The sequence below is a fragment of the Lentzea sp. NBRC 102530 genome (genome assembly GCF_030269365.1).
Taxonomy (GTDB): domain Bacteria; phylum Actinomycetota; class Actinomycetes; order Mycobacteriales; family Pseudonocardiaceae; genus Lentzea.
In genome coordinates this window covers 66,601-93,109 of the sequence record NZ_BSTF01000006.1, presented here as the reverse complement: position 1 = coordinate 93,109, position 26,509 = coordinate 66,601, and the positions used below count along the sequence as shown (strand labels likewise).

The 26,509-nt window shown below is 70.1% G+C and carries 17 protein-coding genes; 9 read left to right on the top strand and 8 right to left on the bottom strand.

Features of this window, described 5'->3' with window-relative positions; genetic code table 11:
- Positions 1-41: 41 nt before the first annotated feature.
- Genes QSK25_RS17390 through QSK25_RS17380 form a run of 3 tightly spaced genes read left to right on the top strand, consistent with a single transcriptional unit; the run spans position 42 to position 5,562 of the window.
- Entirely contained in the window at positions 42-1,154 is a 1,113-nt protein-coding gene (locus QSK25_RS17390; RefSeq protein WP_285639507.1) for a DUF8189 domain-containing protein, read from the top strand.
- A complete protein-coding gene (locus QSK25_RS17385) occupies positions 1,151-2,500 on the top strand; it encodes a hypothetical protein (RefSeq protein ID WP_285639506.1) in 1,350 nt (449 codons plus the stop codon). Before QSK25_RS17390 ends, QSK25_RS17385 begins: the two co-directional genes overlap by 4 nt.
- Positions 2,497-5,562 carry an AfsR/SARP family transcriptional regulator gene (locus QSK25_RS17380; protein ID WP_285639505.1) on the top strand — a complete coding sequence of 1,022 codons (3,066 nt, stop codon included), beginning with the start codon at positions 2,497-2,499 and terminating at the stop codon, positions 5,560-5,562. Before QSK25_RS17385 ends, QSK25_RS17380 begins: the two co-directional genes overlap by 4 nt.
- Here the strand turns inward: QSK25_RS17380 and QSK25_RS17375 are convergent.
- Together QSK25_RS17375 and QSK25_RS17370 are read right to left on the bottom strand one after the other, a co-directional pair.
- Positions 5,549-5,842 (bottom strand): hypothetical protein, encoded by a 294-nt coding sequence (locus QSK25_RS17375; RefSeq protein WP_285639504.1) that lies wholly within the window; start codon positions 5,840-5,842, stop codon positions 5,549-5,551. The genes QSK25_RS17380 and QSK25_RS17375 overlap by 14 nt on opposite strands.
- Positions 5,843-5,978: 136 nt before the next feature.
- Positions 5,979-15,179 carry a DUF8616 domain-containing protein gene (locus QSK25_RS17370; RefSeq protein ID WP_285639503.1) on the bottom strand — a complete coding sequence of 3,067 codons (9,201 nt, stop codon included), beginning with the start codon at positions 15,177-15,179 and terminating at the stop codon, positions 5,979-5,981.
- Between the two features lie 205 nt (positions 15,180-15,384).
- Here QSK25_RS17370 and QSK25_RS17365 point away from each other — a divergent pair, with 205 nt between their 5' ends.
- A complete protein-coding gene (locus QSK25_RS17365; protein WP_285639502.1) occupies positions 15,385-17,331 on the top strand; it encodes a tachylectin-related carbohydrate-binding protein in 1,947 nt (648 codons plus the stop codon).
- A gap of 334 nt (positions 17,332-17,665) precedes the next feature.
- On the opposite strand, the gene QSK25_RS17360 is transcribed toward QSK25_RS17365, so the two are convergent.
- Both QSK25_RS17360 and QSK25_RS17355 read right to left on the bottom strand, forming a co-directional pair.
- Complete coding sequence (locus tag QSK25_RS17360; protein WP_285639500.1) at positions 17,666-18,592, bottom strand: NHL repeat-containing protein; 927 nt, start codon at positions 18,590-18,592, stop codon at positions 17,666-17,668.
- Positions 18,586-19,323, bottom strand: coding sequence for an SDR family oxidoreductase (locus tag QSK25_RS17355; RefSeq protein ID WP_285639498.1), 738 nt, complete (start codon positions 19,321-19,323; stop codon positions 18,586-18,588). The genes QSK25_RS17360 and QSK25_RS17355 overlap by 7 nt, the downstream gene beginning before the upstream one ends.
- A gap of 57 nt (positions 19,324-19,380) precedes the next feature.
- Between QSK25_RS17355 and QSK25_RS17350 the strand changes: the two genes are divergently transcribed.
- The 3 genes from QSK25_RS17350 to QSK25_RS17340 all read left to right on the top strand — a co-directional run bounded on the left by QSK25_RS17350 (position 19,381) and on the right by QSK25_RS17340 (position 21,127).
- Positions 19,381-19,821, top strand: coding sequence for an SbtR family transcriptional regulator (locus QSK25_RS17350; protein ID WP_285639496.1), 441 nt, complete (start codon positions 19,381-19,383; stop codon positions 19,819-19,821).
- Between the two features lie 143 nt (positions 19,822-19,964).
- Positions 19,965-20,420, top strand: a complete 456-nt coding sequence (locus QSK25_RS17345) for a nuclear transport factor 2 family protein (RefSeq protein WP_285639494.1) — start codon at positions 19,965-19,967, stop codon at positions 20,418-20,420.
- A 38-nt stretch (positions 20,421-20,458) separates the two neighbouring features.
- The gene (locus QSK25_RS17340; RefSeq protein WP_285639493.1) at positions 20,459-21,127 is read left to right on the top strand and encodes a TetR/AcrR family transcriptional regulator; all 669 of its coding nucleotides are present in this window, start codon (positions 20,459-20,461) and stop codon (positions 21,125-21,127) included.
- An 18-nt stretch (positions 21,128-21,145) separates the two neighbouring features.
- On the opposite strand, the gene QSK25_RS17335 is transcribed toward QSK25_RS17340, so the two are convergent.
- Entirely contained in the window at positions 21,146-22,177 is a 1,032-nt protein-coding gene (locus tag QSK25_RS17335) for a MerR family transcriptional regulator (protein WP_285640116.1), read from the bottom strand.
- A 112-nt stretch (positions 22,178-22,289) separates the two neighbouring features.
- On the opposite strand from QSK25_RS17335, the gene QSK25_RS17330 reads away from it, so the two are divergent.
- On the top strand, positions 22,290-22,754 hold the full coding sequence (locus QSK25_RS17330) for an RDD family protein (RefSeq protein WP_285639490.1): 465 nt from the start codon (positions 22,290-22,292) through the stop codon (positions 22,752-22,754).
- Here QSK25_RS17330 and QSK25_RS17325 read toward each other — a convergent pair.
- The 3 genes from QSK25_RS17325 to QSK25_RS17315 are packed head-to-tail and all read right to left on the bottom strand — an operon-like array spanning position 22,747 to position 25,027.
- A complete protein-coding gene (locus tag QSK25_RS17325; protein ID WP_285639488.1) occupies positions 22,747-23,391 on the bottom strand; it encodes a response regulator in 645 nt (214 codons plus the stop codon). The genes QSK25_RS17330 and QSK25_RS17325 overlap by 8 nt on opposite strands.
- Entirely contained in the window at positions 23,391-24,560 is a 1,170-nt protein-coding gene (locus QSK25_RS17320) for a sensor histidine kinase (protein ID WP_285639486.1), read from the bottom strand. Before QSK25_RS17320 ends, QSK25_RS17325 begins: the two co-directional genes overlap by 1 nt.
- Positions 24,561-24,574: 14 nt before the next feature.
- Positions 24,575-25,027: a hypothetical protein gene (locus tag QSK25_RS17315; RefSeq protein WP_285639484.1), complete on the bottom strand. Its 453-nt coding sequence runs from the start codon at positions 25,025-25,027 to the stop codon at positions 24,575-24,577.
- A gap of 377 nt (positions 25,028-25,404) precedes the next feature.
- On the opposite strand from QSK25_RS17315, the gene QSK25_RS17310 reads away from it, so the two are divergent.
- Complete coding sequence (locus QSK25_RS17310; RefSeq protein ID WP_285639482.1) at positions 25,405-26,469, top strand: cobalamin-independent methionine synthase II family protein; 1,065 nt, start codon at positions 25,405-25,407, stop codon at positions 26,467-26,469.
- The last annotated feature ends 40 nt before the right edge of the window (positions 26,470-26,509 follow it).

Here is a 26,509-nt window from a genome sequence, read left to right as displayed (position 1 = left end):
TAACCTCGCCTGGCACACCCTGGGGGGTCTACTTGAACAGCATGACCAGGAGGACGGCGATCAAGGGCGCCGTCCTCACCACCGGCCTGGCCGCGTTCGGTCGCTCGGCGGCGGCACACGGCGCACCCGCCGAGCCTGCCGAAGCACGGTTCCTGACGAGCGTGTCTCCGGGTTACCCGGCGGTCGTCGACACCGGCCGCGGGCTGACCGCGTTCGCACTCGGGCCGAGGCGCCGGCTGCACCAACGTCACCAGAACGGCCGGGGCGGCACCTGGTCGCCGTTCGAGCCGGTGCTGGACGCCGCTCTCGACTGCCGACCGGTCGCCGTCACCGTGCCCAACGGCGCGATCGTCGTGTTCGCGCGCGCAGGTGGCGAACTGGTGCACTGCTGGCAGAACACGTACGGCGGTGAGTGGTCGGACTGGCACGGTCTCGGCGCTGTCACGGGCACGAACGAGCCCGCTGTCACGGTCGGGCCCACTGGGCGCATGGCCGTGTTCGTGCGCGACGCGCAGGGCTCCGTGCGGTGCCGCGAGCAGCAGTCGGAGGCAGGTGCCTGGAACGGCTGGCTCGACCTCGGCGTGACCGGGCGGCCGCGCGCGGTCGTCGGTGGATCCGGAGGTGCCGTGGTGGTCGCACGCGACGGCACGGGCCTCGTACACCGGTGGCAGATCGGGGTCGGCGACGACTGGTCGACCGGCTGGACCGGACTCGGCGGCTCGCTGGGCGGCGACCCCGCCGTCACGGTCACGCCGACCGGTGCGCTCGCGATCGTGGCGCGTGGTGACGACGGCAAGCTGGTGCACCTCGGCCAGCGCACGGGCGGAGGCGCGTGGGGCGCGTTCACCGTGGTGGGCACCCAGGTGGTCACGGGCAGGCCCGCGCTGCTGACCGGTGCGAACGGCCGTCTCGTGGTCGTGACCAGGGACGCGGGACGCCGGGTGCGGTTCGTCGAGCAGGACGGGCGCGGCGCGTGGTCGTGGACGGACCTCGGCGGTGAGACCGTCACGGACCCGTCGGCGGTGCTCGGTCCCAGTGGGGAGATCTCGGTGTTCGGGGTGACGGCGGGCGGCGCGATGACCTGGACGCGGCGGACCGGTACGGGCTGGCAGCCGTGGCAGACCTGGGCGGACGACGGCGTGGTGACGGCATGAGTTGCACGATGCGGATCGAGTCCGTCGACCACACGCCCGGCGCGGACGTGCCGATGGGCGGGTACGGCTGGTCGGAGCGCCGCAGCGACGGCAGCGCGGTGGCCGGCAGGCGGCTGCGAGCGCAGTGCGCGGTGCTGACCGACGCCAGCGGCCACACCGTCGTGCTCGTGCGGGCCGACGTGATCAGCGTGCCTCGCGCGGTGTACCTGGACGTCGTGACGCGGCTGGTGGCAGCCGGCCTCGTCGCCTCCGCCGCGGACTTCGTCCTGGCGCAGAGCCACACCCACAACGGGCCGATGGTCGGTCGTGTGCCCGACCCGTACGTGTTGCTGGGCAACGAGGACGACGTCGCGCTGACCGACGGGTTCACCGCCTCGTTCGTCGAGACGCTCGTCCGGCTGGTGACCCGTGCGCGGGCGGCGGCGCCCGTCGAGGTCACGCTCGGGTACGCGGAGGGGCAGGCGTACCTCGCGGTCAACCGGGAGAACCTCGGCTGGGCACCGCCCGACGTGCCGGTGCTCCTCGCACGGAGGGTCTCGGACGGAGCACCGCACGCCGTCCTGTTCGGCCACGCCTGCCATCCCGTGTGCCACCCGTTCGCCACCACGACGTTCGACGCGGACCACTGCGGCCGGGCGAGCGCGGAGGTGGAGCGCCGGCTCGGCGTGCCCGCGTTGTTCTTCCAGGGCGCCGCGGGCGATCTCAACCCCGCCTCGATGGGCTCGGAGGCCGCCGTGCGGCTCACCGGCGACCGGTTGGCCGACTCCGTGGTCGCGATGGTGCGCAACAACGCCTTCCTGCCGGTCGACGGTCCGTTCAGGACTGCGGCGGAGACGATCGACCTCCCGTTCTCCGTGGACCTGGCGGATTCCGCCGCCGTGGAACGGTTGCGGCGCAAGTACCAGCAGCGCGCTGACGCGAGCCCTGAGGCCGGCGTGCGCCGGCACGCCGAACGGATGCTCGACCTGATCAGCAGGGACGCGCTCCCGCGTGCGCTGCCGATGACCGTGCAGCGCCTCGACCTCGGCGGCTTGACCGTGCTCGCGCTCGCCCACGAGGTGACCAGCGGCTACCACGTCGGCACGAAGAACGCGCACGCGGAACCGTTGTGGGTCATGGCGTACGCGAACCACGTGGACGCCTACGTCGCCGCGGACGACCTGCTGTGGCGCGGTGGTTACGCCGCCGGGTGGCAGGACGATCCCGAGATCGCGGGTGCCGGCACCGCCGCGATCTCGTACCTCCTGCCCGCTCCGTTGCGGGCCTCGCCCCGTGACCAGCCCGGTGCGCCCGATTGCGCCGAGGGTCTGGTGACCGGTGCGATCCGGCGGTTGCTGGACACGTGAACGTGCGCGACGAACTCCCGGAGGTGGTCGTGTCCGGCGGTTTCCGCTTCGGCGTGCTCGGACCGCTCGAGGCGTTCGACGGATCGCGGCCGCTCGCCGTGCGGACGGCGAAACTCCGCGCGTTGCTCGCCCTGCTCGTGATCAGGGCGAACGAGGTGGTGCGCGTCGACGAGCTGGTCGACCGGCTGTGGGGCGCCTCACCGCCCGCCAACGCCAAGCGGACGCTGCAGGTGTACGTGATGCGTCTGCGCGCGCTGCTCGGCGACAGCAGGGAGCTGATCCGCACCACGCCGGGCGGCTACCGGCTCAGCGTCGAGCCGGGAGCGGTGGACCTGGTGGCGTTCCGGCGCATGGTGGCCACCGCCCGGAACACGGCCGACCTCGCTGCCCGCGCGGCACTGCTGCGCGACGCCGACGCGCTGTGGCGCGGTACCCCGCTGGTCGACGTGCAGGCGGCGTACGTCGTCACGCACGTGGCGCCGGCGCTGGCGGAGGAGCGGTTGCACGCCGTCGAACTGCGCATCGACGCCGACCTGGAACGGGGTGAGCACTCGGCGGCGACAGGCGAGCTGCGGGCGCTGGTGTCGGCGCACCCGTTGCGGGAACGCATGTGGGCGCAGCTGATCACCGCGCTGTGGCGGTCGGGGCGGCAGGCGGACGCGCTCGCGGCGTACCATGAGGTGCGCCGCGCGCTGGCCGGCGAGCTCGGCGTCGATCCCGGCCCTGAGCTGAGACGGGCGCACGCGACAGTGCTGGCCGGCGGCGATGACGACGTGGCCGGGCCTGCCGCCACGCCGGTGCCGATGCAGCTCCCGCTGGACCTGCGCGGGTTCGTCGGCAGGACAGGACTGACCGAGTGGGTGGCCACACGGGTGCGCGCCTGCGCCGACGCCCCGTCCGTCGTGGTGCTGAGCGGCCCGCCCGGCGTCGGCAAGACCGCGCTCGCCGTCCACGTGGCGCACCAGGTTCGCGAGCACTTCCCAGACGGCCAGCTGTTCGCGGACCTGCGCGGCTACGACGAGCAACCGCCGCTCACCGCGGACCAGGTGCTCAACCACTTCCTGCGCGGCACCGGCATCCCGGCCGAACGCATCCCGCTCGACGTGGACGAGCAGGCCGCGCTGTTCCGCTCGATCCTCGCCGGCCGCCGCGTGCTCGTGGTGCTGGACAACGCCGCCGACGCCGAGCACGTGCGCAAGCTCCTCCCGGCCGACGGCGGCTGCGCGGTGCTCGTCACGAGCAGGGATCCGTTGCGGGGCCTGGTGGTCACGCACGGGGCGCGCTCACTGACCGTCGGCGTGTTCGACTCCGCCGAGGCCGAACAGCTGCTGGTCGACGTCGTCGGTCCCGAGCTGGTGGGCGCGGAACCCCTGGCGGCGGCGGAACTCGTCGCCCTGTGCACGCACCTGCCACTCGCGTTGCGCATCGCCGCCGCGAACATCACCGGCTCGATCGCCGAGTACGTCGCCGAGCTGCGCGGCCAGGGCCTGGCGGCGCTGTCCGTCGCGGGAGACGCGCGCGTGGCCGTGTCAGCGGCGTTCGACCTGTCCTACGCGGCGCTGAACCCGTTGGCGAAACAGGCTTTCCGCCTGCTCGCCCGGCTGCCGGGAGACGACTTCGGCACCGAGGTCACCGCCGTGCTGATCTCCGCCTCCCCCGCCACCGCCGCGACGGTGCTGCGCGCGCTCACCGACGCGCACCTCGTGCACCGGGTGGCGCCGGGCCGGTTCCGTTTCCACGACCTGATCCGCAACTACGCCGCCGCGCTCCCCGACCCGTGCGGCGTCGACAGCGTCTACGACTGGTACCTGACCCGCGCACTCAGCGCGGCACAACACCTCTACCCCGAAATGGTGCCGTGCTCCCCGGCAACCGCGTTCCGCACCGCCGAGGACGCGCTGACGTGGCTGCACGTCGAACGGACCAACCTGGTGGCCGCCATCTGCCACGCCGCCGACCACGGCCCGCGGCCACTGGCCTGGCAGCTGACCGACGCGCTACGCGGCTACTTCTGGCTCCAGACCAACGGCACCGACTGGGCCGTGGCGGCCCACGCCGGCCTGCGCGCCGCCGAGGGCAACCCCCAGGCGCAGGCGCTGATGCACCACAGCCTGGGCACCCTCTACGCGAGCTTCCACCACCACGGCCTGGCCCTGGAGGAATACGACCAAGCACTGCGCATCGCCGCCGATCACGACTTCCCCCGCGTAGTGCACGCCACCCGGAACAACATCGGGGTGCTGCGCCAGGACATGGGCAGACCCGCGGCAGCCATCACCGAGTACTCCCAGGCCCTCGTGGTCCAGCGCACGGCGGGCCACTTCGCCGCCGAGGCCACGACCCTGGTCAACCTGGGCTCGGCCCACTGGGAGATGGGCGACCTTTCGCGCGCCTTGGCGACCTTCGACGAGGCCCTCGCGCGCCTGGGCTCGACCGACGCGCACCAGGCACGGGTGGAGGTGCAGGACAGCCTCGCCCGAGTGCACCTGGACCGCGGCGACCTCAACCAGGCCCACGACTACGCCTCCAGGGCTCTGGCCTCCGCGGCCCACCACCCCCGCCTCGCCGCCGAGGCGCACAACACGCTGGGCGCCGTCTGCCTGCGGTTGGGGCTGGCGGATGACGCTCTGAACCATCACTCGCGTGCTTTGGACGTAGCTCGTTCGCTGGGGCATCGCCGTGCCGAGGCCGCCGCGCTGCTCGGGATGGCGGAGGCGTTGGGGTCGGCCGGGCGTGGGGGCGAGTCGCTGGAGATGTGCCGGCGGGCGTTGTCCCTCGTGGTGTCGTCCGGGGTTCGGTCTCGGGTGGGGCGGGTGTTGACGGCGCTGGCTGCTGCTCATCTGCGGGTCGGGGACGCTTCGGCTGCTGTTGTTGAAGGGTGGCGGGCGGTTTCGGCTCACCGGGAGCACGGGCATCGGTTGGGAGAGGCTCGGGCTTTGCGGGTGTACGCCGATGCGGTGTCGGTGGTGTCCGGGGAGGAAGAGGCTCGGCCGCATCGGGAGATGGCGGCCGAGATCTTCGCCTCGCTCGGGGTGGCGGCGGAGCTGCTCACGCGTCCCTGATCGCGACGATCTGCTCCCAGGTGACCTCGGGCGGCTCCCATCCCAGTGCGGCCGCGTGCGCGACGAACTCGGCGGGCACCGAGACGTTGTAACGGCGCACGTAGTGAGCGAGGTCCGTTGGCCACAACCAGGTTCCGTCGGTGAGCGTCGCGAGACGGCCGATCTCGACCCGCTCCTCGCTCAGCACGTCGACGACGACCGACGTCGACACGGCGTAATTTCTCCCGCGCTCCAGGTACGCCGCCAGCCGTTCCTGAACTTCGGGGTCACCTTGCCCCACACAGTCGTGGATCGAAGGAGCATCACGACTTCCGTGAACAAGCTCACGGAAGTGCCCGAACGATTGTGCGGTCATGAGCAGCCCTCCCTCAAGGACGATTCGTGGCACGTCGTCGCCACCCGCCACCAAGTCACTTCTACGGTCCGTACTGACGCGGATAGAAGTGCTTCCAGGCGTCGGCCTCCGGCAAGAGGTCCCGCTTGTCCGAGGTCGGACCGACACCAATCTTTCCATCCTCCCAGATCCACAAGATGTCAACCGGAGCTCGGACCTCGACTTTCAGCAGATCAGCGAGGCGCTGCGCGAAATCGCCCCTCGGGGAACCCGTTGAGCAGGAACACAGGCGAATCGGGCCACCTCGGTAGTTTGGGTCGCGCTTGAGTGCCTCTGCAAGCGCCCTGGCATCGGCCAGCTGCTGACCGGGGCCGAGCAACACCTTCGTCGGTGTGCCATGAGCAACCACGTCGTAGAAGCCCGTCATGGGTGAAGTGGCAGCGTGGTGCTTCAGGAAATCATCGTGCGGAAGCATATAAACCGATCGCTCACAGTTGATCGCTTTATAGCGCCAGCTCGTGGTTGTACAGGGCGGCCAGTTGGACGACTGATTTCCGGAACTGGCGGACGCCGCACTCCACGCGACCTGCTGGTACGACTTCGAGCCGTCCTCGTTCTCGCTCGCCCGGAAGATCCCGTCCTCGGTGTAGAGGTTGCCCCCACCGGAGTTCGACAGCTCCGACGGCAAGGTCTCCTCGGCGTTCTGGATGACCGTGTTCTCGGCCCCCAGCACCGCGTCCCGAACCTTCTCGTTGACGACCTCCTCGTCCTGCACGTCGCGCTGCACGGTCGCGACCACAGCCGCCGGCACGTCCGGGTTCGCCGCTACGACGCCACCCGCGATCACGACCGCGAGCGCTGCCGGGTCGAGCGCCATCTCGACGTTCTTGGCCCCCTGCTCCGCCTCGATGCGGGCGATCACACCCGGCGGGACGGGCGGCGGCATGACGACTTCAGGCGGGAGCTGCTGCTCGTCCGGGAGGGGCTCGTTAGGCGAGTCGGGGTTCTTCTTGCGGAGGTCCCGCCACTTCGTGGAAGCAACGAACTGGTTCTGCGGGCCAGGGGGGTTGAGCCAGTCGTAGACGTCGAAGGTGGTCTGTGCCCAGCCGATGACCGGGACGAACTTGGTCGCGACCCGGAGCGCCCCGAATCTGGCCAGGCTCTTCGTGGTCTGCCGCGAAGCTGCGGTTCCCTGATAACAGTTGCCGCCCAGGCCCGCTTTCTTGTACAGCCCTTGGTCAGGCCGGGCCGGTGCTCTCACTCCCGCGCACTGGTGGCCGTCCGGGTCGTGGTTGCCGATCGGGTCGCCATTGCCGTAGACGAAGCGGTTCGCACCCACCGAAGGCGAGGTCGGCAAGGCGATGTCGTCGCGCGAGGTGAAGCCGCCGGCCGCCGGGTCGTACCAGCGGGCGCCCATGTCGACCTCGCCGCTGTCCGGATCGGTGTAGTCCGACTGGAAACCGAGCGAGGGGCGGGTTCCGGTGCTCGCCAGCACCTTGCCGAACGGGTCGAACGTCGTCGAGTCGGTCAGGCCGCTGACGGTGGTGGCGCCGTCGAACCCGCCGACCACGTCGCCGTGCCGGTCGGTGGCCAAGGTGCGTTTGTCGTTGCCGCGACTCAAAGACAGCAGAGAACCGGACAGGTCTCGGCTGTAGTTCGTGGTGCCGTCGGAGGCGACGTCCAGGGACTTGCCGACGTACGAGAACGCCACGCCGTTGCGGCGCACCAGACGGTCGAGGCCGTCGTAGGTGTAGGTGCCCGCGCCGCGTTTGACCGAGCGGTCGAACGCGTCGAACTGGTACGTCACGTCGCCGCGCTTCACCGGGGTGCCGCGGGCCGACCAGGTGTACGAGGCGCTGGAGTCGGACAGCATCCGGTTGCGGGCGTCGTAGGTCGCCGTGGCCGTGCCGGCCGAGGTGCGGTTGCCCGAGTCGTCCCAGCCGTAGGCGGTGGTCGTGCCGCCCGCGGCCCAGGTCTTCAGCCGGCCGGACCTGTCGTAGGTGTAGGTGTTGTCGGTGGTCGAGGTGCCGGTGACGACCTTCTTGCGCTTGACCCGGTCGGCCAGGTCGTACTCGTAGTTCGTGGCCGTGACGGTGGCCGTCCCGCCGCGCAGGGTGTCGCTCGCGAGACCGCCGAAGTCGTTGTAGCCGTACGTCCTGGTGTTGCCGGCGCCGTATGCGACGGACTCCAGCGCACCCGCGTTGTCGTAGTCCAGCACTCGGGTGCGGCCGGTGGCACCGTCCACAACGGACGCGAGTCGGCCGGACACGTAGGAGTTGACGGTGGTGCCGGCGGCGTCGGTCTGGGTCAACTGCCGTCCGTCGGCGTCGTAGGTGAACGACGAGTTGCCGGACGGGCCGGTGGCGCTGAGGAGCAGGCCGCGGTCGTTGTAGTCGAACGCGTTCGTGCCGCCGGGCGCGTTGGTGGTCTTGAGCCTGCCCGCCGCGTCGTAGGTGAGCACGCGGTTCGGCGTGGCGACCTCGGCACCGGCGCCGGTCTCCTCGATTAGGCGGTTCAGCACGTCGTACGCGCGCGTGCGCGTCACGCCGCCCGGTGCCTTCAGCAGGTCCGGGTTGCCTGCCAGGTCGTAGCTCGTCGTCCAGGTGCGGTCGGCGGGCTGCGGGTGTTGCGGCGTCGGGGGTTCGACGGTCGACTCGGGCAGCCCGAGGCTGTTGTAGGTGGTGACGAACCTGTTGGTGCGGCCGTCGGTGTAGCGCGTGCGCTGCCCGTCGGCGTCGTAGCCGAACGACGTGGTGATGGACTTGTTGTCCGCCACCGGTTCGACCTGGCTGACGAGCCGGTTCGCCGCGTCGTAGGCGAACGTCGTGGCTTCCTGCTCGGCGTTGCGGCTCTCGACCACGTTGCCGGCGTCGTCGTACGCGGTCGAAGTCTGGCGCAGAACGGCGTTCTGCGCGTTGAGCTGGTAGGTCCCGACCGCGCGGCCCGCGGCGTCGATCTTGGTGAACGCCGTGCGCCCGAGGCCGTCGGACACGCGGACCTGGTTGCCCGCCAGGTCGTAACCGAACTGGGTCGTGACGGTGTCCGGCGCGGTGGTGCGGATCCGCTCGCCGAGCACGTTGTAGTCGTGCTGGGTGACGGACTTCGACGGCGGGGTGACCGTGCGCAGGTTGCCCGCGTCGTCGTAGCGCAGCTCGGTGGTGTGCGCCGCGGGTTGCGGTTTGCGCTCCAGCGAGGTGCTGGTGACCGGCCTGCCGAGGTCGTCGTAGGTCGACTGGGCCCGTCCGCCGGTCGGGTCCGTCACGGACAGCGTCTCGCCGGCGGCGGTGTAGGTGTACGACCAGGTTCCGCCGGGCGCGGGCTGCCGAACCTCGCGCAGCCTGCCCAACTGGTCGTAGCGGTTGGTCGTGACGCCGCCGCGCGGATCCGTCACCGCGATCCGGTTGCCCAGGGCGTCGTACGCGACGGTCTGGACCGACTTCTTCGCCGTGCTCTCGCCCGGCCTCGTGTAGTCCGGCGACTCGGTGCGCACGACGCGGCCGAGCCGGTCGTAGCCCGTCACGAAGACCTGGCCGTTCGGGGTCTTGGTGTGTGTCGGCGCACCGAAGGTGTCGAGACCCGTCCTGCTCACCGGGCGGTGCGCGACCGGATCGCCGCCGTTCGACTCCACCTGCACGGACGGCGACGTCACGGTCACCTGGTTGCCGTGCTCGTCGTAACCGAAGTCGGTGGTGTTGTTGCGCGGGTCGGTAGCGGAGGTCAGCAGACCTCGGTCGTCGTAGGCGAGCTGGGTCACCAGCGACTTGGAGCCGTTGACGACGGTCTGCTTGGACATGCGCCCGGCGAGGTCGTACTGGTAGTCGGTGACCTCGACACGGCTCGTGTCGATGCCGACGCTGTTGGAGCTCAGGCCGGTGCGCCTGACCTGGGTCGTGTTGCCCTGGGTGTCGTAGGTGAACTCGGTCCTGCGCTTGAGACCGTCCGGATCGGACTCGGTGGTCTTGACGCGGCCGACGGCGTCGTAAGTGCTGGCGGTGACGCGCTTGCCGGTCCCGTCTGTGCCGGGGGTCAGCTGACGGGTGGGGTTTCCCGCACCGTCGTAGAGGTTCTCCTCCAGCAGGACGTCTCGCGCCGCCTCACCGGCGTTGAACGGGTTGCGCACCCCCTTGGCCACGACCTTGTGCAGCAGGTCGTCGTTGTAGTAAACGAACTGCTTCGTGCGGCCCATCGCGTCGGTGACACGGGTCGTTCGGCCAGCGAGGTCGTAGGTGAACGACTGGAGCACGAGAGTGGTGCCCGGCGTGTCCGAGGTCGTGCCCTCACCGGTGCCGCTGCCGGGAACGACCGGCTGGTCGTGGAACGCGCGCAGCCGCACCTCGGCGATCTTGTTGCGGCCGGTGTAGGCGAACTCGTACTTGGTGCCGCTCGCGTCGGTCATCGACGTGCGGTTGCCGAACGAGTCGTAACCGTAGAACGTCTTGGCGCCTTCCGCGTCGGTCTGGACGCTGAGCCGGCCGCGGTCGTCGTACTCGTTCTTGGTGACGCGCTCGGCGTCGCCACCCGTGGTGTCACTGACCTTCACCTCGACCGGCCGGCCGTCGGCGTCGTAGGACGTCTCCGTGCGCAACGTGTGCTTGACGTTCGTGACCGCGTTGGTGGTGGCCGGTTCCGTGACCGACGTGCGCCGCGACAGCCTGTCGTACGCGAACGTCGTCTGGAGGCCCTGCGGGTGGGCGTCGGAGATCTGCGTCTGGGTTTTGCGCCTGCCCAGCGTGTCGTAGGTGTACCGGGTGATCAGCCCGGTCGCGACGACCTCCTCCTGCGCCAGGTCGCCGTTGCGGAAGTAGCTGTACTTCGTGACGGCGCCGCGGCTGTCCTTCGAGGTGGCGAGCAGGCCCGCGGGCGCGCTGCCGCCGTCGAACGCGGGCGTGCCGCCGTTGAGCAGCGTGTAGGTGTGGGTGATCCCGCCACCGTCCGGTTTGGACACCTGCGCGAGGAGTCCGCGCGGGTTGTTCTCGCCGGTGTAGGTGTAGCTGCTGAGGTAGCGGGAGTCGGTCGCGCCCGACGACCTGGCGTCCCGGTGGGTGACGATCTTGTCGTTGCGCGGGTCGGTGACGTCCCCGGTGTTGAGGTAGTAGGTCGAGTACGACGTCTGGCAGTCATCCGGCGCGACCCGACAGGTCTTGCGGGACACCAGGTTCCCGCGCGCGTCGGTCGTCAGGTGGACCTTGTTGCCGTTCTCATCGGTGATGGTGCTCTGGAAGCCCTGCTCGTCGTAGGTGAACGTGCGAACGCCCTGGCCGTCGACCGGGCCGCCGATCCACTCGTTCGGCGGGGTGCCCGGACCTCCGCAGTAGACCGGTGGCGGGTCGCTCGGCCCCGGTGATGGACTGGTCGGGACGGGACAGGTGGGTGCCGGCGGCACGCTGGGTTTGCCGGTGGCGTCCCGCGCGTCCTCCGGCCTGGTGCCGAGGCCGAGCGGTGCGGCGTAGCGCAGCACGCGCCCGCGCCGGGGATCGAAGTCGTAGAAGTGCTGGCGGTTGCCGGGATCCGTGACGCGGGTGGTGCGGATCAGGTTGTCCGCGGTGCCGGTGACGACCGGTGTGCTGATCTTCCACAGGCCACCGTCGCGGTCGGTGAACTCGCTGACCCTGTCGTTGACGAGGTCGTAGCGCAGCTGTGCGGCCGTCCGTCCACTCGGGAGGGTGAGCTTGGTCAGCTGGTCGGACGGCGCGCGAGCCTGGTAGTGGGACTTGACCTCGGCCGGGCCGAGCGGGTGCTCGTAGTAGGCGACCTCGTCGATCAGGCCGGAGAAGTAGCGGCGGGCGTCGGTGCCCCAGCCGGGCCACGCGGACGGCGGCACGGTGTAGCCGCCACCGATCTGGCTGTGCAGGGCGTCCGGGTGGTTGATCTCCCCTGCGAGCGGTGTGGTGGTGACCGGCTCGCCGTCGAGGTAGAGCATCTGGGTGGCCAGCGAGCCGGACAGCACGACGTGGTGCCACTGGTCGTCGTTGACGGTCCTGGTCGAGGTGAGCGGGTTCGCGGCGCCGTTCCAGAACTGGCCGCGCAGCTTGCCGTCCTGGCCGACGTAGAGCGCGGGCACGGCGCCGGCGGAGGTTCCGGTGATCGGCTGCTGCTGGTAGCCGAACAGCGGCCCGCCCGCCGAGGTCTTGAACCACAGCTCGATCGCGAGGTCGCGGTTCTTGCGCACCATGCCCGTCGGCAGCGTGATCGCCGACGAGGTGCCGTTGAACCGGCCGGAGCCGTCGGAGGTGCCGTTCAGCACGCCCTCGGCAGGCGTCACGTCCTTCGAGACGCCGTCGTCCTTGCCCAGGTTCGTGCGGACCTGGCTCTCCGCCTTGGTGCCGAGCGGGTCGCCGAGCCGCCAGTACGACAGCGGCCGCGAGTCGACCACCACGCTGCGGTAGTGCGAACCGAGCTGGTACTCGTACTTCGTGCAGTTGTTGTCCGGTCCGCAAGCCTGGTCGAGTTTGTCGCCGGTGTAGCTGTAGGTCCAGACGATGCCGGCCGGGCTGCCGTCGACCGGATCGGTCTTGACGGTTCTGACGTGCGTGCCGCCCTCCCAGCCGAACTCGAGGGCGCGGTCGCTCGTGCGGTTGATGGCGCGAATGACCTTGCCGGCGCCGTCGTACTCGACCTCGACCTCGTGACCGGCTTCGTTGATGATCTTCCAGAGCCTGCCGTCAACGCGGAAGCGGTAGCTCGTGAAGGCCTTGTCGGTGAGCAGCCAGCCGCCCCCGGTCTCGGCGGCCTCGGTGCGGAAGTTCGCCGAACGGCCGGGAGGCGAGGAGAAGGTGCCGTCAGCGTTGCGGCCGAACCGGACCTGCTGGCCGTCGGGATAGGTGACGACGACGTTGCCGGACCCGTCGGCGTCCGGCTGGACGCGCATGTCGTACCGGGTCGACCAGCCCGCACCGAAGATCAGGTTCTTGCGCGGGTCGAGGCTGTTGTACGTGCGCACGACATCGAGCGCGGGACCGGTGACCGCGACGGTCGCGTCGACCGCGCTGGAGAAGTAGTTGCCTGTCTGCGAGTCGAAGTTCTCGTTCGCGCCGCCGTAGGGGGCGTTCGCGAGGTGCGAGGTGATCTCGGGCTGCGGCACGGCGGTGAGCAGGGTGCTCGGCGGCAGCTCGACGCTCTCGGCGATGCCGTCGTAGCCCCACGCCCGCCACTGATAGCTCTTGCTCCACCTCAGGGCACCGACCGGGACGGTGAACACGCGGTCGTTGACGTACCCGGAGTTGACGACGCAGCCGACGCCGTTGTTGTCGACGTACTTCTCGCAGATCTGGAACCGGTACTGCGGCTTCTTGTCCGGCGGCGAGTCGACGTCCACGGCGTCGACCCACAGCTGCGGGGTCAGCGTCTGCGCGGAGTAGCCGTTGGGCGGGTACTGCGCCTTGACGATCGGCTTGATGTTGACCACGCGCAACGTCAGCCGCGCGGGTGCGATCTGCTCGTCGGTGAACCAGGGTCCGCCCTTGCGCAGCATCGAGAAATCGAGGACGTACTCCCCGATCGGCATCGCGTTGATCTTCGCGTCGAGCGTGACCGAACCGCCGCGCGGAACGTCGTTCGGCAGCAGCGCGGACTCGACCGTCGCGAACGGCGCGCCGGTGGCGGTGTAGGCGCGGTAGCCGAGCGCGAAGTCGTTCTTGCCCCACGGCTGCGAGCCCCGGTTGGTGACGGTGATCTTGACGTTGCCGGGCGAGTTGGCGTGCACCGGCGGTTCCGGCACGCCGTTGTCGATGCGGTACTCCGCGTCGTACGGGCTGTGCGTGATGAACAACCGCGGCTTGTTCGCGGTGCCGTGGCCGGTGAACTTCTTCCAGCCGAAGCGGTCTGTCTCCGACGCGCGGACGGTGAGGCCGTTGTTGGCCTGGCCGTTGGCCCAGCCCTGCACGAGGTCGCGGCCGCGGACGCCGAGGTCGATCACCTCGGACGCGGTGGGGCAACTCGACGCCGACTGCCAGTCACCGATGTAGCCGTGGGCGAACGACGAACTGGTCAGCGGTTCGGCGTCGAAGGCCGGGCCGGGGTACGCGCCGCTGGTGCCCCAAGCGCCGCGCACGGCGTGCACGGTGATCGGTCGCGGCTCGCAGGACTCCGACCACCAGTTGGTGAGGTAGAGCTGGGCGCCGAACACCTTGTGGTCGCGGATGGCGCCGGCGACGTCGCCGAAGTTCAGGTAGCTGGCGTGCTTGACGCCGCCGTGCAGGCCGACGAGCAGGTCCTGGGCGCCGGACTGGCGGCCGTTGGAGTGCACCACGATGCCGTCTCCGGCCGTGCGTTCCAGCACGCTCGGGTCAACCACGACGGGGAACTCGCGGGCGGGATCGCGCAGCCAGGCCTCGTCGGCCTCGACGAGCAGCGCACCGTCCACAATGGAGTACGTGACGCCGAAGGAGGTGGCGGGGTCGCTCGCCGAGTCGGTCATGAACCCGGCGGGGACGGTCGCGCGCTCGGTGCCCTTCGCGTCCTTCAGCACGACCTGGTCGTCCACGACGTGCGCGGTCAGCCCTTTGAGGTGCAGGGGGAAGCGCCACTTCTTGGCCGCGTCCGCGCTGTGCAGGACGACGGACTCCTTGACGCCACCGGCGACCGACTCGAGCACCAGGTCGCTGCCCGGCAGCGCGGCCGGGTAGGTGATGGTCGCGCCGTCGACCACACCGGTCGCGCGGGTGGCGTCACCCAAGCCGTAGCCGAACTCCAGTCCGTCGCCCAAGTCCATGCGCACCAGGCGTTGTGCGTCCGCCGTGCGGGCGAAGGTGGTGCGCACGCTGTCCGCGCGGTTGCGCCAGCCGTCCGCACCGGCGTCCTCGATCGCCGGGTCGACGGTGTGCCACTTGCCGTCGGCGGACCGGTAGTTGACCGGGTCGCGGGAGAACTCGGTGGTGAGCGTGCCGTCGTCGTTGCGGTACGTGCGCTGCTGTCTGCCGCGTTGCTCGGGGAGTTCCGTGCTGGTGTTGCGGTCGAAGCCGCGCACCTGCACCGGACCGGCGGACACCGCGGTCTCGTTGCGCTGGACGTCGGGCTGCTCCGGGAACTTGATCTCGCGGTACTTCGCCTGCAGCGACTCGGGCTTCGCCTGGTTCGGCGGCCCTTCGGCGATCTCGTGGGGCTGACCGGCCGCGCTGCCCTCCTGCTGCCGGGGCGCGAGCTCGATCGCCTCCAGCAACGCGCGCTGCTCGGCGGTGATCAGCGGGAACAGCTGCGACGCCGCCGGGCCGAACAACGTGACGATCAACAACAGCGCCAGTCCGAGCAGGGACAACCGCCGCATCCGACCGCGTTTCTGCGCCACCACGTGAACCATCCCCCAGGCAGGACGAAATAACTGCTGCGCCCGAGAGAATGAACTAGCCGAACACGCCCTCGCAAGGCTTCGAACTGCTGTTTCATCGCGAAAGAAGCATGTTGCCAAGATGAAACAGATTTGAAGGCGGCACACTTTAGAATTTTCCAAACCCAGTCGTACGCCCATTTCTCATCAATGCAGAGGAAACGCAATGAGGCGAAGAGTGAAGCGGTGGACCGGACCACTGCTGGCCGGTTTGATCGCGGCACCGCTGGCCGCGGTCTCGACCCCGCTGGTGGCCGCCGCGGACACCACCCCGGTGTGCCGCAGCGCCGCACCGGTGTTCACCGTGCGCCAGAACGGCGACCTCGCGGTCTACGGGCACGAGGAGCCGGAGAACGGGCAGGCCGTGTGGAGCGGAGGCGAGGTGAAGGGCACCCAGTGGACGGGCCGCACCCTCGCCGGACCGGACGGCGTGCTCTACAACATCCCGCCGGACGGCGCGCTGAAGCGCCTTCGCTGGAACGGTTCCGGCTGGGACGGCAACGGCCAGGCCGAGGTGATCGGCGTCGACTGGCAGCGGTTCACGACCGACGCGTACCGCAACCGGATCACCGTCGACGAGACCGGCCGCATCTACACGATCAACGACAAGGGCGAGCTGCGGGTCTACCTCTGGGACGCGCAGAACAAGAAGTGGCTCAACGCCGCCGGTGACGTCATCGGCGTGGGCTGGGACCGGTACGACTCGATCACCGCGGGCGGCGCGGGCGTGCTCTACGCGCGCAAGCCCACCGGCGAGATGATCCGCTACCGCTACCACGCCGAATCGCAGCGCTACGTCCTCCGCGACCAGCAGGTCGGCACCGGCTGGAACGGCTTCAAGCGGATCTTCTCCCCCGGCGGCGACGTGCTCTACGGCATCCGCCCGGACGGCGTCATGCTCTGGTACCGCTACATCGAGGCCACCGGCACGTGGGTCGGCGGCGACACCACGGGCGTGCCGATCGGCAACGAGTGGCAGAACGACGACGTCAGCGCGATGAGCGACGCCTGCAAGCTCACGTCGGTGCCGTCGTTCCCCGCGCGCGTCGGTGTCCCGCTGGACGGCCGGGCCGCGACGCACGTGACGATGAGCAAGGACGGCGTCCCGCAGTACTTCTACGTCAACGACTTCGGTCAGACCGTGCACGGCAAGCAGGTCAACTCGACCGACCCGCGCAGCGTGCAGCTTCAGGTGATCGACGGCAACTCCCTGACGAAGACACCCTCCGCGGTGATCGGCGCGGGCGACCGGCTGCAGGCGTTCGCCCTCGGCCAGGACGGGGAGACGAGGACCAGCGCGCAGACGGCGGACGGTCTCAGCTGGACCGGGTACACCTCGCTCGGCGGGTTCACGCCCGGTCCCGCGACGTTCGTGCGCGACAAGGACAACCTCGTCCGCGGCTTCGCGGTGGACGCCGCGGGCAAGCTGTGGACGCGCTCGCAGGCCGCGGTCGACGGGCCGCTCATCCCGTGGGCAGAGGCCGGCGGCACGAACCTCACGTCCGACTTCGTGGTGATCCCCTCCGGCGACGGCTTCGAACTCGCCGCGCGGACGACCACCGGTGACGTCGCGGCCGTGCGGTGGGAACGCACGGGCTTCGGGCCCTGGCGCGCGGTGCCGGGTGGCGCGATCACGGGCAAGCCCGCCGCGGTCCTGAACCTGAACGGGAAGCTGGACCTCTACGCGCGCCGCGCGGACGGTTCAGTGCACTGGCAGCGCGAGTCGAACACCGGTTTCACCGGGATCTGGGCCCCGATCGCCGGCCTCACCGCCGTGGGTTCTCCCGCCGCGGCCGTCGTCGGTGGCGTCACGCGCGTCTCGGTGCGCAACAGCGCGGACAACTACGTGTACACGACCATGCAGGCGACTCCCGGCAGCATCGAGCACACGGCCTGGACGGTCCTCGCGGACTCCCGCACCGGCGCGAAGATGATCGCCGCGACGGATCCGGCCATGGCCACGGCGGCCAACAACACCGGGGTGTACATCACCTTCCGCGATCCCAACGACATCTCCGGGTTCTACGCCTCGGCGGGCACGACCACGGGATCGACCGCGGCCGCGCGCATCGGGGCGGCCGGCGACTCGTTCACCGGCGGCCCCCAGACCTGATCCCAGGCGGGGCGCCTTGCGCATGGCGTTGCCGCGGGAGCGGATGACGCGACGCCGGCCCGTCGATGACTGTGCCAGCCACGGGTGGCGCCGGTGACCTGACCGGACTCCAGCCCGCAGAGGACGGTGGAAGCCCCGGCGACGTCGTTGACGTCGCCGGGGCGCGCACGGCGGCGTCAACGACCTGTGCGTGCCGAAACTACTTCCGTGCACGACAAGCCACTTGACGATCATCATGGACACGGCGGGCTCGCACCGGCGACCATCGCGATTACGTTGGTGCGCAACGGCGTCCACGTCCTGACCGCATGGCCGGACAAACCGCCTGGCGAAGTCACGGCTTACCGAGGTCGGCGACGAGCAGGTTGGGATCGTGCTGCCGGACGAACGCCGCGCTCGCCACGTAGGCGGATCTGCCTCTGACCACGACGGTGCTGGGGCCCTGCAGACCGTCCTGGCCGTCGAGCACGACTGAGTGGGAGCCGTCCGGCTCGACCAGCACCACCTGGTTGGAACCGTTGAGCGCGACGAGCGCGGTGTCTCTCCTGTCGATGAACGCGAAGTCGTCGGCTCCCGCGAGGCCGCGTGCTTTCACCGTGATCTTCCCATTGCCGCGCAACGGGATCCGCAGCAATGTGCCCTGGTCCGTGTTCGTGGCCCAGACGGCTCCGTTGTGGATTTTCAGGCCGTTGACCCCCAACGAGCCGGTGGGCGACAGCTCGGCACCGCGCGCCCATGCCACCGGGTCACCTCCCTCGGCGGGAACGCGCCAGATGACCGACAGGGCCGAGTCCGCGACGTACAGGTCACCGGTCCGCGGATCGACGTCCATCCCGTTCGGGAGCCCGGCGGCGGGCAACGCCGCGATCCGCTCGGGGTTGCCGCCAGGACGCACGCGCCACACACCGGTGAGATCCGCGGTGCCTGCGGCATAAGCGATGTAGAAGGTTCCATCCCAGGACCGGACCAATCCGGAGGCGATGGAGAACCCGCCGACGGGCTCGACCGGTGCGGGCAGGGTCGCGAGCACGCGGGTCGTGCCGTCCGCGGAGATCCGCGCGACCTGCCTGCTGACCGCGAACACCACGTCGACCGCGCCCAGCGGAGCCGGCACCGCCGACTCCGGGAGCTGTCCGGCGGCCAGGTCGAAGTGCGCCACGATCCGCGCGTGGGACAAGGGAGCGGTGGCGGCGATCGCGGGAACCCCGGTCCAGCTCAGGACTCCCAAGAGGACCGCGGTGATCGCCCGGCCGGTCACCACGCCACGGCGCCTTCGCGGTCGAAGAACCCGCCGGTCGGCGCGTCGTCGCCCACCGTCGCCCAGTGCACGGAGGCTCGAGCTCCCTCCGCGGTGGTGAACTCGCCCTGGAAGCCGTTGAGGTCGGTCGCGACATACCCCGGGGTGACGGCGTTGACCTTGATGTGCCGGAGTGCGGGGTCGTCCAGGAACGCGTTCGCGTACTTGACGGTGAGCATGTTCACCGCGGTCTTCGAGGCGGAGTAAGCGAACGACTCGTGCGAGCGCGCGAACATCGAGCCCTGCTCGGTCGCCTTGGCGAACATCGCCGAGTCGCTCGCGACGTTGACGATCCGCGCGGACCGCGACGCGCGCAACAGCGGCAACATCGCGTGGATCACGCGGACGAGACCGAAGACGTTGGTCTCGAACTCCGGCCGCATGTCCTCCGCCGTCACATCGACGGCGGGCTTGCGGATCAGCGTGCCGGCGTTGTTGACCAGCACGTCGAGACGGCCATAGTCCTGTTCGACCAACTCGGCGACCTCGCGCACCGAGTTGTCGTCGGTGACGTCCAACCGCACCGGCCGGGCCACGAGACCGTCGTCCGCCAGTTCCTTCACCGCCTTCTCCCCTTGCTCGACATCACGGGAGCCGAGCAACACCGTGTGGCCCAGCTCGGCCAGTTGCCGGACCGTGGCCAGGCCGATGCCCTTGTTCGCCCCGGTGACCAGAGCAATGTTCTTCGCGGACATGGGTTCGCGGAACAGGGGTCGCAAGCGGCCCTGGAGGACATCGCGCGACGTGCGCAGGTGAGCATCGCCACCCTCTACCGGAACTTCCCCAACCGGGAGGACCTCGTCGCCGAGGTGAACCGGGACGCGGTCGAGGCGCTGTGCCGGTCCGCGGCCGACCTCGGGCACCTCGAGCCGTGGGACGCCTTGGCGAAGTGGCTTGAGAACTTCGTCGCCTACATCGGGACGAAGCTGGCGTTCGCCGAGGCGTTGAACCGGACGACCGAGGGGTACCAGGCGTGCCGCCAGGCGATGCGCGTCGCGGGTGAGCCGCTGCTCGTCCGCACGCAGGACGCAGGCGCCGTCCACCCCGAGGCGACGATCGACGACGTGCTCAGGATGTTCTCCGGCGTGAGCGCCGTCGAGTACGTCGACGAAGCCCAGCGCCGACGCGTGTTCGGCTTCGCCTTGGCGGGATTGCGTACATGTCCGTCAGCAGGGGCCGGAGCACGTTCTTGAACGGAACCGCTCGGACCCAGCCTTGAGCACCGCCCGACAGGCGGCGATCGCACACTCGGGTTGTTCTTTGCGACAACCTGTCTTAAAGTTTCGCGACAGGTTGTCGCAAAGAGCGACCCGACCGGCCGCGGGAAGAGGAACACATGAGCACCGCCAGTGACCGAGCCGAGATCATCGAGCTGATCAGCAACTACGCCACCATCTCGGACCGGCGGGAGTTCACGACGCTGCCCGCCAAGACGTTCACCGACGAGCTGACGGTCGACTTCTCCAGCGTGGCAGGCACTCCGGTGATGACCGTCCCGCTGAGCGCCTACGTGCAGAGCCTGAGCGGAGCGTTCTCCGCGTTCAAGGCGACGCACCACGCCATCACCGGACACGTCGTCGAGATCGACGGTGACACCGCCAGGGTCCGCGCCCACGTCCGGGCCGAGCACTGGTTCCCGGACGAGGCCCCCGCGCCGCGCTGGCTGGTCGTCGGCTTCTACGACAACGAGGCGATCCGCACACCCGGCGGGTGGAGGCTCTCCCGCGTCAAACTGACCGCGACCCACCAGGAGAACGCGCCGCGACCGGCGGACCCGTCCACCGGAGAATAGGCGGCAGCAGCACGTCCAGCAGCGAGGAGAACGACCAGATGCCGCGGATCCGAGCCGCCACGATCGAGGAACACCACGAGATGGTGTGGGCCGACCTCACCGAGGCGATGCGGCACCTGCTCCTCGAACGCGACTACGACTCGATCAACATGGGCCACATCGCGGCCCGGGCCGGCCTCGCGCGCAACACCCTCTACAACTACGCCCAGGACAAGCGATCGCTGGTGCTGGAACTCGCCCGGCGAGCGAGCCGGCCGTTGGTCGAACTGGTGACCACGATCGCCGCGCGCTCGTCCGACTCCGCCGCGAACCGGTTGACGGGGATCGTCGAAGAGATCCTGACCGCGTCCACGAACCCCGCGATGGGGCTGATGTTCCTCCCGAACGCCACCTCGCTGGTCGCCGAGTTCCAGGAGGGACCGGAGAACCCGTTCACCACGATCGAGGCCCAGGTCGAGACGGTCGTGTGCGACGGCGTGACCAGAGGTGAGTTCCGCGCCGTCGAGGACGTGCGACTCGTCGTGGAACTGCTCTCCGGTGCCATGACCGCGGCCGGCAGTCGGGTGAGTCGCGACCCTTCCAGCCTCGCGGCCACCGTCCGGGCGGCTCAGCACATCGTGCTGGCGTCGCTGACTCCCGACGGAGACCGACCCTCGACCTCTCAACGCGATCAAGTGGCGCAGGGCAGCGTGAACCCGCGCGCCTGAGAAGCGTCCTCGTGGCCGTCATCGCTCGGAGTGCGAGGCCTCCGGCGTGCCGGTCCACTCCGCGGAGGCGGTGAGCGCCGCGGACAGCCAGGCGAAGGGCATGAACTCGGCGGCCTCCTGCGCCGTGCCGTCGATGATCGCGACCAGGGACTGGTACCGCTGGTACGGGTCGGAAGGCGCCGCGGCCTCCTCGATGGACTCCAGGTGCAGCCGCTCGACGTCGAGCACGTCAGCCGCGAGCTTCACGCGGAACGCAGGACCGTCGGGCGTCTCGGCGAGCGCCCCGAGGTGTGCCGCGTAGGCCGCGGCGACCTCCCGCCCGTGAGCGGAGTCCGCCGGAACGCCGGCGCGCTGCGCCTCCTGCGCACGCGTCAAGATCTCGCCACCTCTCGCGAATGCGTCCACCATCGTCGACGACGTCATGAACGCGGCCCCTGGCGAGGAGAACGTCTCGCGCAGCGCCTCTCGCACCGTGCGGCGGAACTCGGCGTTCCGCAGCAGGTCCGCCAGCTCGATCCACGCCTCCAGCTGCTGCGTCGTCGGTTCGTCCGGCAGCACCAGCGGACCGTTGCGCATCAGGCCGAGGAAGTCGGAACTGACCGGCAGCCCCGTGCTGATCTCGTTCCAGAACTCGTCCACCAGCCGGTCACGATCCTCATCGGACATTCCGGCCAGCTTGTGCAGCAACACCACCTGCTCGGCTTCGGTGTGCTGGCGGGCGATCGTGCGCAGTACGGCCTTCCGCGACCGGATGCGCCGCTCCTGCTCGTCCAACCGCGCCAGGTGGGCCGTCGCCAGCTCCGTCAGGGTCACGCCGCCCGCCAGCAGCCGGCGGATGTCCTCCAGTCCCGTGTCCAACTCGCGCAACGTCGCCACGAACTCCAGCCGCGCGACGCCACGGACGTCGTAGAGCCGATGACCGGCATCGGTGACCCGCGCGGGTGCCACCACGCCCTCGTCCGAATAGAACCTGATGGCGCTCACGCTCAGCCCTGTGCGGCGCGCCACCTCGCCGATCGCGTACAGCCCGTTCTCGTCCACGACGCCCATCATGGGATCTCAAGCGGCTTGAGACGCAACCCCGGCGACGAGTTCTCCCGTTGGCCGTTCGGCCGCGGGCGTCAGTGGACAACCCGGCCGGTACCCCGCCAGGATGTGCCGGGTGGCCCTCGACGCCGAAGCACGGTCGATCGTCCTGCGCCGGTACACGCAGCACGTCATCGAGTTCGCACTCCTGGTCGTCGCGAGCGTGCTGGGCCTCGTCCCCGGCGTCCTGCTGTCGGTGCTGCTCGTCAAGCTCGGCATGCCGCCCGAGCACTTCCCTTACGTCGCAGCGAGTTCGATCGCGGTCGTGTCCCTGCTCGGGGTGCTGTGGATCGAGATCTGGTACCCGTACCGGCACGGCGGGTCGACGCCGGCGATGCGGTGGCTCGGCATCCGGATCACGACGCTGCGCGGCGGCGAGCCGTCGTTGCGGGACTACTTCGTGCGGTGGCTGCTGATGGTGGTGGACGGGCTCTTCCTGGGCCTGGTCGGTGCCGTGCTCATCGCCGTGACGCCGCGCAACCAGCGGCTCGGGGACGTGGTCGCGGGCACCGTGGTGGTGCGGCGGCCCGCCCTCACCTGAGCAGACCGGTGCGCCACGCCCAGATCGCGACCTCGGTGCGGTTGCGGGCACCGATCTTCTCCTGAACGTGCGCGAGGTGTGACTTCACGGTGGACAGCGAGATGTGCAGGCGGTCGGCGATCTCCGCGTTGGTCGCGCCGCGGCCCACCGCCAGCACGACGTCCAGCTCCCGGCCGGTCAGCGGGGTGTGCGAGCGGTTTCCTGCGGTGCCGCCGGTGAAGTGCGCGAGCAGCCGGACCGTGACCGCGGGCGAGACCAGCGCCTCTCCCCTGACCGCGGCGTGCACCGCCTCCACCAGCAACCTCGGCCGGGCGTCCTTGACCAGGAACCCGCACGCCCCCGCGAGCAGCGCCGCGTAGACGTTCTCGTCCACGTCGTAGGTCGTGACCACGAGCACGCGCAACGGATCCTCGACCCCCGGCCCGGCGAGCAGTTCGGTGGCCCGCAGGCCGTCGAGCTTCGGCATCCGGATGTCCATCAGCGTCACGTCCGGGCGCAGCTGCCGCGCCAGGCGCACGGCCGATTCGCCGTCCGCGGCCTCGCTGATCACCGTGACGCCCGGTTCGGCGTCCAGGATCAGCCGGAAGCCGGTGCGGACCAGGGTCTGGTCGTCCGCTATCAGCACGCGGATCGTCATCAGATCCCCCTCGGCACGGCGTCGAACTCACGCGGCAGTCTCGCCGTGACCCGCCAGCCCGCCTCGCCGTGCGGGCCGGCGGTCACCGTTCCGCCCAGCGCGGTCATCCGTTCCGCCATGCCGATGATGCCGTGCCCGCCCTCCTCCGGATCACCGGCCGGCACGCCGTCGTTGTCGACCTCCACCACGAGCTCGTCCCCGTCGCAGCGGGCCGTTACGCGCACGTCCGCGGCCCGCGCGTGCCGGCGGGCGTTGGTCAGCGCTTCCAGCAGAACCCGGTGCAGCGCGACGGACACCTGTGCCGGCAGCAACAAGCCGTCGAGGTCGTCAGCCACCCGCACGGACGCCTGCGCACCCACCGCCGTGCGCACCACATCACCCAGCACGAGACTCGGGGACGGCATCGGCTCGTCGCTGCGCAGCACGCCGACCAGACCGCGGGTCGCCGTCAACGCCTCGGCTGCCGCCTGTTCGATCTCGTCGTAGACGTCGATCGGGTTCTGGTGCGGTGCCGCCGGGTTCTCGGCGAGTGCCTGCGCCGCACGGGTGCGCACGAGGATCCCGGTGACGTGGTGAGTCACCAGGTCGTGCAGGTCGCGGGCGAGCTGGAGACGGTCCTCGGCCCGGATCCGCCCCAGCTCGCGGCGGTGCCGGGCGTCGGCGTCGCGCAGGATCAGGCCCAGGGCGACCGCCGCGCCCCACGCCAGCGCCGCGGCCACGGGCAGCACCGCGGCCGGGAAGTCCGGTCCGTACCGGACGATCGGCGCGAGCACGACGGTGGCGCAGGCGGCGACGGCGAGCACCACCGCCCGGTGGGGACGCAGCCTGCGGCATCCCGCGCCCGCCAGCAGCAACACGGCCAGCACCTCCGTCACCGGCGGCTGCGCGGAAACCCGCTCGACGAGACCGGCCGCGGCCGTGCCGAGCAGGGAGAGGGCGACGGCCACACCGCCCAGCAGTTCGATCCGGTGTGGAAACCTGCGGCGCAGCACCGCGAGGACCGCCGTCGCCTCCCCCGCGTGCGGCACCACCGCGGTGAGCAACGGCCCGAGCACTCCGTCCGGCCGGTCGCCACCGCTCGCCAGCACCGCGTCCACCACGACCGCCACCAGCAGCACGGTGACCTCCGCGACGAACACGCCACGTCGAGTTCCCCCTGCGGCGATCATGCGGACATTCTCCGCTACCGCCTCTGCTTCACAGCGTCGAAGTACGCGTTGGACGTGGGCAGGTAGCCGGCCACGACCGCGAGCGCGGCCACGAGCGCACCGCCGTAAGCGGGCAACGTCGCCGTTCCCTGCCCCACGAACAGGCTGCCCACCTGGAGCACCGTGAACACCGTCAGCACGATCCTCGCCCAGTTGCGCCCGGCGCGGACCTTGAACGCGAGCCACAACTGCACCAACGCGATCACCAGTGCGATGCCCGCGAACGTCACCTGGGTGACGGTGGCCGCGCTCTGCAGCTGTTCCTCGGTCAGCTGCGTTCCCGACGCCCTCAGCGCGTCGACCAGGTCGTCGTGCGTGCCCGCCAGGACGCCGATGGACGTCACCGCGAAAACGCACGACACCAGGAATCCGGCGAACGCGATGTTCACGGTCCGCGGTGGAGTGGTCCTGTCCGTTGCGAAAGTCATGATCACGACCGTAGGAGCAGCTCAGAACAGGTGCGATGGCACGAGACGCCATTTCGTACTTTTGGCCGAGAGCCGGGTTGCGGCGCTGGCCCTCGCCGTGTCCGGGACGACCGGCGGCGCCGTGCCGGTTGTTCGACGAGAGCCGGGATCCTTCGACCGAGGTTCAGCAGATCGAAGAGCCGATCGATCTGCGCGTTCAGCACTGCGACTCAAGGCTTTCACCGCAACGGCGTCAAGTGGCTGGGTGTAGCGAACGACCGGCAGTTTGATCCACCACACGGGTGGAGAGCATCGCGGGCGGATGTTCCCCCATGATCATCCTGTTAGCTTCGGTCGGAATTTCCGGTTTGTCACATACCGCGCCGCAAGGGGTAATCTTGCTCATTCCAACCGAGCCGATCGGCAGCATTCCACGTTCCCCGGAATTGCTTCAGGGACTGACCGCGTTCGCCTCCGGTCGAATCAGTCAGGCCGAGCTCGACGCACTCACGCACGCCGCGATCGCCGACACGGTCAGCCGTTTCGAGGCCACCGGTTCTCCCGTCGTCACCGATGGCGAACAGGCGAAGTCGAGTTTCGCCACCTACCCCCTCGACGGTGCCACGTCACTCGCGGGCGACGGCGCGGTCATCCCGTTCGCCGACGGCCACACCCGCCAGTTGCCGCGGCTGACCGAAGGTCCGTTCCGCTACGCCTCCTTCGCGGAGAAGTACTTCCGCGGCGTCTCCGAGCACACCCACCTGCCGGTCAAGCAGGCGGTGATCGCCCCGTCCGCGCTGAGCCTGCTGTACCCGGCCGACGGCATCGCCGGGTACTCGCGCGAGGAGTTCATCGCGGACCTCGTGGACCAGAGCGAGGCCGACATCCGCCGCTGCCTCGACGCCGGCGCCGCTTCCGTGCAGCTGGACTTCACCGAGGGCAGGCTCTCGCTCAAACTGGACCCGAGCCGAGGTCTGCTGCGCAGCTTCGTCGACCTCAACAACCAGGTGCTGGACCGCTTCTCCGCCGAGGAACGCACGCGGATCGGCGTCCACACCTGTCCCGGCGGCGACCAGGACTCGACCCACAGCGCCGACATCGACTACGCCGAACTCCTGCCGGACCTCTTCGCCCTGCACGCGGGCCGCTTCTACCTCCAGCTGGCCAGCGAACCCGACCGCGAGCGCGTCCTGGGGATCATCGGCGAACACGCCCCGTCCGACGCGCGGGTGTTCGTCGGCGTGATCGACCCCATCGACCCGAGGGTCGAGACGGCGGAGGAGGTGCGCGACCGGGTCCTGCAGGCCGCGCGCTTCATCCCCGCCGACCGCCTGGGCACGTGCGACGACTGCGGCTTCTCGCCGTTCGCCGACGACACCTCGACCTCGCGCGACACGGCGTTCGCCAAGATCGCCGCACGGGTCGAGGGCACCGCGCTGGCGAGGGCCGAACTCGGCGGCTGAGCACGCGCACTCCCGCGCCGTGGTGCGAACCCGGCGGCAC

Coding starts and splice junctions, on each gene's coding strand:
- QSK25_RS17390 (WP_285639507.1), top strand. CDS start 42: ATGACCAGGAGGACGGCGATCAAGGGCGCCGTCCTCACCACCGGCCTG.
- QSK25_RS17385 (WP_285639506.1), top strand. CDS start 1,151: ATGAGTTGCACGATGCGGATCGAGTCCGTCGACCACACGCCCGGCGCG.
- QSK25_RS17365 (WP_285639502.1), top strand. CDS start 15,385: ATGAGGCGAAGAGTGAAGCGGTGGACCGGACCACTGCTGGCCGGTTTG.
- QSK25_RS17355 (WP_285639498.1), bottom strand. CDS start 19,323: ATGTCCGCGAAGAACATTGCTCTGGTCACCGGGGCGAACAAGGGCATC.
- QSK25_RS17345 (WP_285639494.1), top strand. CDS start 19,965: ATGAGCACCGCCAGTGACCGAGCCGAGATCATCGAGCTGATCAGCAAC.
- QSK25_RS17340 (WP_285639493.1), top strand. CDS start 20,459: ATGCCGCGGATCCGAGCCGCCACGATCGAGGAACACCACGAGATGGTG.
- QSK25_RS17335 (WP_285640116.1), bottom strand. CDS start 22,177: ATGGGCGTCGTGGACGAGAACGGGCTGTACGCGATCGGCGAGGTGGCG.
- QSK25_RS17325 (WP_285639488.1), bottom strand. CDS start 23,391: ATGACGATCCGCGTGCTGATAGCGGACGACCAGACCCTGGTCCGCACC.
- QSK25_RS17320 (WP_285639486.1), bottom strand. CDS start 24,560: ATGATCGCCGCAGGGGGAACTCGACGTGGCGTGTTCGTCGCGGAGGTC.
- QSK25_RS17315 (WP_285639484.1), bottom strand. CDS start 25,027: ATGACTTTCGCAACGGACAGGACCACTCCACCGCGGACCGTGAACATC.